Source organism: Deltaproteobacteria bacterium (genome assembly GCA_023382265.1).
Lineage (GTDB): Bacteria > JAMCPX01 > JAMCPX01 > JAMCPX01 > JAMCPX01 > JAMCPX01.
Genome location: JAMCPX010000035.1, coordinates 48,565 through 58,820, shown reverse-complemented (window position 1 = coordinate 58,820; position 10,256 = coordinate 48,565). Strand labels below are relative to the sequence as shown.

11 protein-coding genes are annotated in these 10,256 nt (G+C 40.2%); 5 read left to right on the top strand and 6 right to left on the bottom strand.

Features of this window, described 5'->3' with window-relative positions; translation table 11 throughout:
- The 3 genes from M1381_07100 to M1381_07090 form a co-directional block, all read left to right on the top strand.
- Positions 1–443 (top strand): hypothetical protein (locus M1381_07100; GenBank protein MCL4478848.1); only part of this gene is annotated, 443 nt, incomplete at its 5' end.
- A gap of 88 nt (positions 444–531) precedes the next feature.
- On the top strand, positions 532–1,239 hold the full coding sequence (locus M1381_07095; GenBank protein MCL4478847.1) for a PQQ-binding-like beta-propeller repeat protein: 708 nt from the start codon (positions 532–534) through the stop codon (positions 1,237–1,239).
- Positions 1,240–1,296: 57 nt separating this feature from the next.
- A complete protein-coding gene (locus M1381_07090; protein MCL4478846.1) occupies positions 1,297–2,061 on the top strand; it encodes a hypothetical protein in 765 nt (254 codons plus the stop codon).
- Positions 2,062–2,661: 600 nt separating this feature from the next.
- Here M1381_07090 and M1381_07085 read toward each other — a convergent pair.
- Genes M1381_07085 through M1381_07060 form a run of 6 tightly spaced genes read right to left on the bottom strand, consistent with a single transcriptional unit; the run spans position 2,662 to position 8,050 of the window.
- Complete coding sequence (locus tag M1381_07085) at positions 2,662–3,318, bottom strand: hypothetical protein (protein ID MCL4478845.1); 657 nt, start codon at positions 3,316–3,318, stop codon at positions 2,662–2,664.
- Position 3,319: 1 nt separating this feature from the next.
- A complete protein-coding gene (gene accC / locus M1381_07080; GenBank protein ID MCL4478844.1) occupies positions 3,320–4,654 on the bottom strand; it encodes an acetyl-CoA carboxylase biotin carboxylase subunit in 1,335 nt (444 codons plus the stop codon).
- A 5-nt stretch (positions 4,655–4,659) separates the two neighbouring features.
- Positions 4,660–5,106 carry an acetyl-CoA carboxylase biotin carboxyl carrier protein gene (gene accB, locus M1381_07075; protein MCL4478843.1) on the bottom strand — a complete coding sequence of 149 codons (447 nt, stop codon included), beginning with the start codon at positions 5,104–5,106 and terminating at the stop codon, positions 4,660–4,662.
- Positions 5,106–6,179 (bottom strand): Xaa-Pro peptidase family protein, encoded by a 1,074-nt coding sequence (locus M1381_07070; GenBank protein ID MCL4478842.1) that lies wholly within the window; start codon positions 6,177–6,179, stop codon positions 5,106–5,108. The genes accB and M1381_07070 overlap by 1 nt, the downstream gene beginning before the upstream one ends.
- A gap of 1 nt (position 6,180) precedes the next feature.
- Entirely contained in the window at positions 6,181–6,540 is a 360-nt protein-coding gene (locus M1381_07065; GenBank protein ID MCL4478841.1) for a hypothetical protein, read from the bottom strand.
- 1 nt (position 6,541) lies between these two features.
- Positions 6,542–8,050, bottom strand: coding sequence for a hypothetical protein (locus M1381_07060; GenBank protein ID MCL4478840.1), 1,509 nt, complete (start codon positions 8,048–8,050; stop codon positions 6,542–6,544).
- 164 nt (positions 8,051–8,214) lie between these two features.
- On the opposite strand from M1381_07060, the gene trpB reads away from it, so the two are divergent.
- Both trpB and trpA read left to right on the top strand, forming a co-directional pair.
- Positions 8,215–9,441: a tryptophan synthase subunit beta gene (gene trpB, locus M1381_07055; protein MCL4478839.1), complete on the top strand. Its 1,227-nt coding sequence runs from the start codon at positions 8,215–8,217 to the stop codon at positions 9,439–9,441.
- A 1-nt stretch (position 9,442) separates the two neighbouring features.
- Positions 9,443–10,237, top strand: a complete 795-nt coding sequence (gene trpA, locus M1381_07050; protein MCL4478838.1) for a tryptophan synthase subunit alpha — start codon at positions 9,443–9,445, stop codon at positions 10,235–10,237.
- Positions 10,238–10,256 lie beyond the last annotated feature (19 nt).

Genomic DNA, 10,256 nt, shown 5'->3' with positions numbered 1-10,256 from the left:
TTGTTTACAATAATTGGTTATACGCTATCGCAAGCTTCACAAATACTACTTATTATAGGGTTCCTATTAATCCAGATGGGTCTTTTGGAGAACGAATAACGTATTCAACATCTATTGCTCTTACTAATTGGGGAGGGACATATTATAATGGATATGTGTATCTTGTTGGTGGAGATAAACCATGGCAATCTTATCATGAGACAGTTCCTACCACAATGGTTCAATATGCTCGAATAAACGCAGACGGTAGTATTGGTAATTGGATACAAACGACCTCATTAAACAAATCAAGGAATGCTGATGGGGTGGTGGCATACAACGGGTATCTATATGCAATAGCAGGTTATGGGAGTGGCAACTCCGTAGAATATGCATCCATTAATCCTGACGGTTCATTGGGGAAATGGAAATTTACGGCATCACTCCCGACACCATTCAAGTAAACAAGTAAAGAATCAGCATGGAAAGCAATACGAAGAACAACTCATGTATAAATCTCATATACACAACAGGTGTGTATTAAAATAAGCTATGAAAAGGAGCATATTAATTGTAATTGCAGGACTATCAGTTATATCAGGGTGCAGCAGCAAGCAAAATGCCGTAATCCAACCCATAGTAATAGACCATCTAACAGCCTCTGGAGTGCCTGCACCACTGGGGACAATAAAAGTAAGTGTAATAATGATGGGTGGATTAAATACAGGGCTTACATATACATGGACAGTATCAAATGGTTGGGCAATAACAAATGGAGGGAACACGCAAACAGCAACAATTCTTGCAGCTTTAGCATATTCAGCAACTGGGACAGCAACAGTAACCGTATCTTACACAGGTCATCCTGATTTATTCACAACAGGTACAATTGCATTGAATACACAAGGACTATCAGGTTCAATAACCCTTGCATATAATGCCCCATGGCCAAAATACAGAGGAAATATGCAGAACACGGGATTAAGTGCTGTAAATACAAGCACAACAATAGGAGGTTTAAAGTGGAGTTTTACAACAAGTGGTCCGATCATTTCATCACCAGCCATAGGAGCGGATGGCACAATCTATATTGGGACAGGATTTTTGGGCAACGATATGAGCCTAATAGTTTCTTGTGATTATGGCAATACCCTCTATGCAATCAATCCAAACGGCACACTTAAATGGACATTTGCCACAGGATGTGGGATTATATCCTCTCCTGTCATCGGTTCTGACGGCACGATCTATGTAGGCTAAAATGACGGGAATTTATATGCAATACATTGATTCTCTTAAAATAAAAAAGGAGGGTTTATGAAAAGATTTATCAGTACCATTGTAACAGTAGGTTGTATCCTTGTTATCCGTAGCATGGCTTTTGCACAGTCCGATGGAGAGCATCTCACAGGGGTAGGATTTAATCTCCCTGGTATGTTTACCGCACCTATTATGCTGAGCTATTCTCAATCCAATAGTCTATCGTTTTACCCAAACCCAAATACCGGCATGCCAACGACCTCCAACACATTCACATTTCCATTTCTGGAATCACTGCCCACCGGTATCGTTGTACCAACAGTCGGTATCAAGATGTCTATAAACCAATCCGTAGACATTGAGCCGGTATTTGGCATAGGCACACAGACCTACACCTTAAAGCCTGATCCTGCAGATACAGCAAATATCTCTATAACCGACATCGCAATTGGGGCAAAGATTTTTTACAATGTGTATCATACCGAGAAGGTAAAGGTATACGGCAGTGCAGAGTTGGTTCTGTCTTATGGGATTGGTAAAACAGGCTACACCACATCCGGGGTTGGCACGAGTGAGTACGATACAAGCATGTCTGGTATTGCTATTCCAGTTGGTCTTGGGTGTGAATTCTTCCCATTTGAGAGTGTAAAGCATTTAGGATTCAATATTGATCTGATGGTGCCTGGAATTGAATATGCAGGTGTGAATGTGCATGAATCTTTGCTTTCACCAGCCACCTCGCCGCCTGATCAGACTTACACCGGCTTTGGATTTATTGTAGACCGTGTATTCCCAGTTATAGGAACACATTACTATTTTTAGCCCAAAAAATGCATTTAAAAATATAGAGGAGGCTGTGAAGTGAGTGAAAATCTGGGTCCCCGAAAAATAGTAGATTTTATAGGGTGATAGTGATGCGTCTAACATGGGCTACAAGGAATATTAATAAAAGAGATAAGAAAAGTGCATGCATATAAACCCCGTTAGAAAAGCAGAAAAATTTAGCCATAATTTTATAATGAATTCAGAACCCATTAAACAAACTATATAGAGTAGAGTTTCTAACGGGGTAAACTTACAAAGGACATAAACATCGTTTAAGGCACATTCTGTAAGGTCTTGATAAGTAAGGTTAATTCCGTGCAAACCTTTTATTCAAGCGGATCAGCGGTCTGTTAGGTGTTGTTATGGCTTACTACCAGTTTTTACCATTTTGGCTTAATTCTGATCACAAAAGCGATCACAGGGTAAAATTCATATGTATACAAGATATACCATTTATACGAAAAGTGAGTGATAGGTACTTGGCATGTCTATTTATATCCAAGCCCTTGCTGTTTTTAAAGCCTGCATGATACACAGCAGATCCGGGAGGGTCTGGATATACAGACCATGAACAATAATGGATGACAAACCAAATTTTCAAATGCATTTTTGGGGTAATGCTTTAAGTTCTTCTTCTGTTGCAGGGTCATTTACATAAGTTATGCCAAGTGATGTTTTAAGCCCCTCAAGTAATGCAGTTATTAATCTTTCATAATTAATCTTATTAAACATTATTGAACCCTGTTGTAACAATACACCTTTTGTGCGTCTCTGTGCACTCCCTATTATTTTCTGTCCTTTCAGTGTTAATTCATATGGAAGTGATCGGGCGAAACACACGGCTTCTTTTTTATAATCAACGGCTTTATCGCTTCCATAATCTGTATCGATACCTGATATGCTAAAACCTTTCCTGAATCCTTCTGTTATCATATTATAGCTGTCTATAAGCGACTTATGATCGCCGAGATAGCTTTCCGGTAAAACGAGACCATAACAAAGATCCTTATCATGGACAACACTTCCCCCGCCTGTTGGCCTTTTTACCGTCTCGAGTCCATTATTCTGCATATCTGGAGGTAATGAGCCGTACATCTGGTTTCTTCCTATGGATATACACTTCCTGTCAAAAAGGAAAAATCTTAAATATGCGTTTCCATAATGTTCAATAGCCGCATTTAATAACATGATATCTATTGCCATATTTACGTCTGGTGGTAGGGTTAAGAACCCAAGGTATCTTACACAATTCATATCAAATGAATTTCTCTACAAACCTTGTCGTAATATGGTCTATCAGGAATTCCTTGCTTGAAATTATCTTTTTGTGCAGAAGTATATTTGTTTTAACCCCTTCTATAATGAATTCATCGAGTGCCCTTAACATCTTTTTTATTGCTGAGGGCCTGTCATGATCCCATACGATTAATTTGGCAATAAGCGAATCATAGTATGAAGGTATCTCTGCTCCTGCAAAGCCTGCACCATCAATTCTAACACCAGGGCCGCCGGGGGGAATATACTGTGTAATCCTACCCGCGCTTGGAATAAATGTTTCGGGGTCCTCAGCATTGATTCTGCATTCTATTGCGTGGCCGTTAATTCTTATATCTTTTTGAGATACGCTAAGTTTTTCTCCCGCGGCCATCCTTATCTGCATGACAACGATATCTGTACCTGTGACGAGTTCTGTCACAGGATGCTCGACCTGAAGCCTTGTATTCATCTCCATAAAATAGAATCTATTTTTATCATCGAGAAGAAATTCTACTGTACCGGCACCTTTGTAATTTATGCGTTTTGTGATTTTGACGGCGACATCCATCATCCTGTCCCTTAATTTATCATTAACAGCTATTGAAGGTGATTCTTCTATAAACTTTTGATGCCTGCGTTGAATTGAACACTCCCTCTCTCCAAGAGCTATTACATTACCATTCCCATCGCCCATAATCTGAACCTCTATGTGCCTTGCGTTTTCAAAATATCTCTCGATATAAAGAGATTCATTGCCGAATGCACCCTTTGCCTCTGCTTTTGCGATCTTAATAATATTGGGCATCTGTGCCTCTTCATAGACTATCTTCATGCCTCTGCCTCCGCCGCCTGCGGATGCCTTTATGATCAAAGGGAATCCTATTTCTTTTGCAATCTTTATGGCGTGCTGTTCGTCCTCGATTTCTTCAAATGTACCAGGAAGCACCTGGATGCCAAGTCTATTGACGTACTCCCTAGCCTTGAGCTTGTTACCCATGAGTTCTATGTCCTGTGCCTTTGGTCCTATAAACTTTATTCCAACCTGTTCACAGACTTCTGCAAAACCAGGATCCTCCGAAAGAAAACCATATCCAGGATGTATTGCGTCAGCACCTTTTAACTGTGCAGCGCTTATTATAGCAGACGCATTAAGATAACTGTATCTGCTCTGTGCAGAACCTATACAAACTTTTTCATCCGCAAGTCTCGTATGAAGTGCATCTCTGTCAACGGTAGAATACACAGCAACGGATTTTATACCCATCTCTTTTAATGAGCGTATAATTCTGACAGCGACCTCGGATCTGTTTGCCACAAGTACTTTGGAAAACATGCTATCTAACCTTGAGGCTCGATAATAAATATTGGTTCGCCAAATTCTACAGCTTCGCCATCCTTTTTTAATACCTGTACGATTTTTCCATCTGCATCGGCCTCTATTTCATTCATGAGTTTCATTGCCTCAACAATGCCTATGGTCTGGCCTTTTTTAACGATATCCCCTATTTCAACAAATGGTTTGTCGCTTGGAGATGGGGCAGAATAGAATGTACCAACGAATGGAGAATTGATGGTTAGACTATGCACATCCTGTTCTGTTTTTTGAAGCATCGTTTGCTCTTCCGCCAAGCCCTTCTTCTGGAACCTTTCTGTGGAAGGCCCTGCAGCCTTTACCAATTGTCTTGTTATTCTGATCTTCTCATCACCTTTACTGTATTCTATCTCTATAATATCTTTTTTCTCTTCTATGATTGCTAATAATTCTTTTATACTATTTGTATCCACTATACCTCCAGTTTTATAACAGGATTAAGCCTATCCCGTATGGTTAATATCTCTTTACCTCTATCCGTTAAGAGTATAATGCTTTCTATTCTTATGCCGCCCCAGCCTGGTATGTAAATGCCAGGCTCGATTGTAAAAACCATGCCGTTCTTTAAAACATCCTTTGACTTATTACTTATGGACGGAGATTCATGTATATCAAGTCCCACACCATGTCCGAGTGCATGTCCAAAATACTTTCCATAGCCATGCTTATCAAATAGCTCTCGTACACGATGATCAAGTGATGATGCCCTAATTCCTGTCTTTATAGCATCTATTGCCCTATCATGGGCATCGAGTACAATGTTGTAGACCTTTTTCAAATCGCTACCTGCATCACCAATAAAAAATGTGTGTGTCTCATCGGTATGATAGCCTTTAACAACCGCACCAAAATCGCATAACATTGTGTGCTTTCCTCCGATGATTATAGCGTTAGATGGTAAAGCATGAGCATAAGCCGTTTTCTCATCAAATGCAACTATTGTATCAAATGAAATATCATCGGCGCCTGCTTTTATAAGTTCAAGGTTCAACATAAAAGCAATCTCTTTTTCTGTCATCCCGGTGTTAATACTTCCGATTAATTTATTTATTGCGATACCTGAGGCATCAGCACCCTGTCTTATAAAGTCAATCTCCTCTGCATCTTTTATTGATCGCATCTTAAGCAAAGAATCCTCAATGAAGCTTATAGGGTTTTTATTTAATTCTGAAGTTAACTTCATAAAAGTATTGTACCGGATACCCGAGCCGTCAAAGCCGATACGTTTAAAACTTTTCAAATATCCAATGAGTTCTATAAAAGGCTCTTTTGATTCAACAACGTCCAACCCGCCGATCTCCTGTTTTGCATAAATAGTAAATCTGGGATCAACAAACAGTTTTATCTCATTCTCGTTGATTACGATATAGCCTTCTTCATACTCGTAACCGGTAAAGTAATGTTTATTTGCCCTTGAAGTAAGAACAGCCGTATTTAGTTGTGATCTATTAATAAGACTTATTAGCTTTTTTTGACGATAGTTCATTCTAAAATTGTTGTGCCAATGCCGATATGTTTTTTCTTAAGAGAAATCGTGCTTTTCCGATGTTACTGGATTTCTTGAGGGAAAGGATTATGAAATATTCTTTATTAATGCTACGCAATATAAATATGGTATCATCATATTCTATTGTTAATTGCTCCGGGTTACTTAGTCCAAGGTCGCGTGATGCATCTGAAATATCTTTAACTAGTGAGGTATACTCTACGCCTATATTTTGCAGATCGATTATCTCATCCTCTACCATGTACTGTTCTACCGCAATACCGTCTATACCAATAATCATTCCACCCGAACATCCGTTAACATTATCAACTATATTTTTTATTAAATCCGAGAACGACATATCAACTTCCTCTCTTTATTTTATCAAGCCATGCATTGAGTCTTTTCATATTATCGCTGATCATGTCCGGAGATCCTGCATCGTTAGATGGGTGCTCTTCCTGTTCTTGTTTTTTTAAAACATCCAGTCTTTGTTTGTTCGATTGATCCTGTTCTTTCGCATCAATTAACTTTTTCACCCTTACAAGCTTTGCACGGATCCCAGGGCTATCAGGGTTTTTTAAAAGAATATTTTTATATATTTGATACGCTTTATCAAAATGTCCTTGCTTTACATAAAGATCCGCCATTGTGACTGTATGAATTTCTTCCTCTGATTCATCTGCTTGAGGTTTAATTTCTTTTTGAGCTTCGACCTTTGGCTCTTCCGGAGAAATTTCGTGCCGTAATAAAATATTTTCTATATCATGTTGCGGTTGAGATTCTATTGCTTTTATAGCTGTATCTTTTCTGGTTATAGGTTCTTGTATTGATTTATCGGGCGGTTCAATTGCGTGCTCTGTGTTTATCTGTTCAACAGGTTCCTGAATTTGTTCTGGTTTAGGTTCCCGTGGTTTTTCTACCTCTTTAATTACCTCTGCTTCACCGGGTGACGGCATTGAAAATGCAGATTCGAGTTCCTTTTCAAGGGATTGTAAATCGGCGTTACCCGTTTCATCCGTCTCTGTATGCTCTTTTGCTTCACGAATCTCCGGCTCAGTTTTTTCTTCTGTTATTTGAGATAAGTCTTTGGTAAAATGGACGGTGTCTTGCCCGGCTGTTTCTTCATTATTCGATATATCTTCCTGTAAAGGCTCTTGTGCGGTGACCTGTTTATCTTCTATTGCTTTGTCAGGATCTTTTGATATCTCCTCTTTATGCTCAGGTTCAGTCGCCGGTATGGATTCTACATCCGTTGGTTTTGCTGCTATATCTTCTGTCTTCCTTTCCTCTTCCTTAACGGATTCAGCAGCAGGTGCTTTATCTGTTTCTTCTATCGATTTAGTGATGGCCTGCTCGGTTTGTTTCTGCTCTGGTATTTGTTCTTTAACGTGTTCCTGTTTTTTTTCTTCTATCCTTGCTCCGGTTCCGGAGAGGTCATTTAACAATGCCTTTGCTTCTTTATCATCGGGGGACAGAAAGAGCACCGTTTTTAATTCCTGCGTAGCGGAAACGGTATCAGATTTTTTGATATAAATATCTGCGATCACCTTATGAGAAATTATGTTATCAGAGTTTGACTTTACAACAAGCTTTAATTGTTCAAGTGCTTTATCAAGCTCGCCTTTATCAAAATATGCCTTGCCGAGTGCGACCCTGCCGCTGATGTATCCGGGATTATTTTTTAATCCTTCGTTTGCAACAGATATTGCCTCATCAAGCATGCCGCCTTTTCTGTAAGCTTCTGCAAGTGCTGCAAAAACCGGCGACCTCGGCTCCTTTTTAAGGATTAAAATGTATTTCTCTATCTCGGGCGACATTATGAACTTTTCTTCTTTTTTATTTTGTTGTAATTGCTCTTTATCAGCCATAATCTATTAAAACCATAAGCATGGCATAGTGTCAAGAATACAACAATTTTATGTTGTCACATTATTTTTTTGTAATGCTTTTCTCGAGTTATTACAATCGCAGGATATCATGCCTGTTTTCCTTTGACATACAAATTTATAATAAGTATAGAACCATTATGGAAATGGCGACAAAAAAACATAAACTTCCCGATCATCACGGCTATTTTGGCGAGTACGGCGGCAGGTTTGTTCCTGAGACGCTTATTCATGCATTGCGTGAGCTTGAGGACCGGTACAGGCGTATTGTTCGTACAACTTCGTTCCAGAAAGAACTTAAGTATTATCTTGAACATTACGTAGGCAGGCCGACGCCGCTTTATTTTGCAGAAAGGATGAGTGCAGATCTCGGGGGTGCAAAGGTATATCTGAAAAGGGAAGACCTTGCCCATACCGGCGCTCACAAAATAAACAATACAGTGGGTCAGGTGCTTCTGGCAAAAAGTCTCGGTAAGAAACGCATCATAGCAGAAACAGGTGCAGGCCAGCATGGCGTTGCAACCGCCACTGCTGCAGCATTGTTTGGACTTTCATGTGAAGTTTACATGGGTGACCTTGATGTCAAACGTCAGGCACTCAACGTTGACAGGATGAGACTGCTTGGTACAAAGGTAGTTCCTGTTTATTCGGGATCCATGACGCTGAAAGACGCTATGAATGAGGCAATACGTGACTGGGTTACAAATGTTGAAACTACGCACTATGTAATAGGTTCTGTAGCCGGGCCGCATCCTTATCCGGAGATGGTCAGGTACTTTCAGTCTGTTATAGGGACTGAGACTAAGAAACAGATTATGCGGTTTGAGGGCAGGCTTCCAGATTCACTGATTGCATGTATAGGCGGCGGCAGTAATTCAATGGGCCTGTTTTATCCGTTCATAAAAAATGATAAGGTTGAACTTATTGGTGTTGAAGCCGGAGGCCTTGGTATAAAATCAGGGAAACACGGGGCTTCCTTAACTGTCGGTGAAAGGGGTGTTTTGCACGGTACTATGACAAAGATCCTTATGGATCAAGACGGGCAGATCGTAAATCCATACTCCATATCAGCGGGGCTTGATTATCCCGGTGTCGGACCAGAACTCAGCTATCTGAAAGATACAGGAAGGCTCAAGGTTTATACTGCAAACGATGATGAGGTGCTTTCTGCAGCGGTCTACCTGTCAAAAAAGGAAGGTATTATACCGGCGCTTGAAAGCGCGCATGCAATTGCATTTGCAAGAAAGTACGTAAAAAGGTTGCCGAAAAGAGCTGTTGTTATAATAAATATATCAGGCAGAGGCGATAAGGATATGGGTATTATAAGGGAAAATATTGAGTTCGAAAATGATAACGGAAAGTTTAAAAAATAATATGACCGATCGCATTAAAAATACCTTTGATACATTGGCTGAACGCGGTGAAAAGGCATTCATCGCATACATTATGGCAGGCGATCCGGGCATAGAGAAGACGCAAGTTTACGTTGAAGCACTTATAAGCGGCGGGGCTGATATTATAGAGCTCGGTATGCCGTTTTCGGATCCCATTGCAGACGGACCGACGATACAAAAGGCGGCACAGCGTGCGCTGCAATCAAAAACAAATATCACAAAGATACTTACCCTTGTTGGAAACATGCGAAAAATATCCGGCATACCTGTCATACTTATGGGTTATATAAACCCAGTGCTTAAATACGGGGTCACCAGATTTTTTAAGGATGCCGCGTACAACGGTGTGGATGGTGTTATCCTGCCGGACCTGCCGCTTGAAGAGATCGACAATGTGAAGAAATACGCTGAACAAGCTGGCATTGATATGATCCTGCTTGCAGCCCCAACATCGGACAGAGAAAGGCTTTTGGAGCTGTCAAAACATACGCGCGGTTTTCTCTACTATATATCCACGACAGGTGTAACCGGATCAGCAAAAAAGATCGACAGCAAGGTGTTTGACAGTATTAAGTGGATTAAGAGGCATACGAAAAAGCCGGTAGTGGTTGGTTTTGGCATCTCAACCCCGCAGCAGGCGGCGATGGTATCGAGTATTGCAGATGGCATTGTTGTAGGCAGCGCATTCATAAAATTTATTGAGAAATCCAAAGATGCAAGAGAACAACTTAAAGCTCTTGCCCATGAATTAAAAATTGCAATAAGTGAAAAATAGGGGTTAAGCTTTAAAGCAT

Bases quoted from the DNA above. Each gene is read 5' to 3' on its own strand.
- M1381_07095 (MCL4478847.1), top strand. From the start codon at position 532: ATGAAAAGGAGCATATTAATTGTAATTGCAGGACTATCAGTTATATCA.
- M1381_07090 (MCL4478846.1), top strand. From the start codon at position 1,297: ATGAAAAGATTTATCAGTACCATTGTAACAGTAGGTTGTATCCTTGTT.
- M1381_07085 (MCL4478845.1), bottom strand. From the start codon at position 3,318: ATGAATTGTGTAAGATACCTTGGGTTCTTAACCCTACCACCAGACGTA.
- accC (MCL4478844.1), bottom strand. From the start codon at position 4,654: ATGTTTTCCAAAGTACTTGTGGCAAACAGATCCGAGGTCGCTGTCAGA.
- M1381_07070 (MCL4478842.1), bottom strand. From the start codon at position 6,179: ATGAACTATCGTCAAAAAAAGCTAATAAGTCTTATTAATAGATCACAA.
- M1381_07065 (MCL4478841.1), bottom strand. From the start codon at position 6,540: ATGTCGTTCTCGGATTTAATAAAAAATATAGTTGATAATGTTAACGGA.
- M1381_07060 (MCL4478840.1), bottom strand. From the start codon at position 8,050: ATGGCTGATAAAGAGCAATTACAACAAAATAAAAAAGAAGAAAAGTTC.
- trpB (MCL4478839.1), top strand. From the start codon at position 8,215: ATGGCGACAAAAAAACATAAACTTCCCGATCATCACGGCTATTTTGGC.
- trpA (MCL4478838.1), top strand. From the start codon at position 9,443: ATGACCGATCGCATTAAAAATACCTTTGATACATTGGCTGAACGCGGT.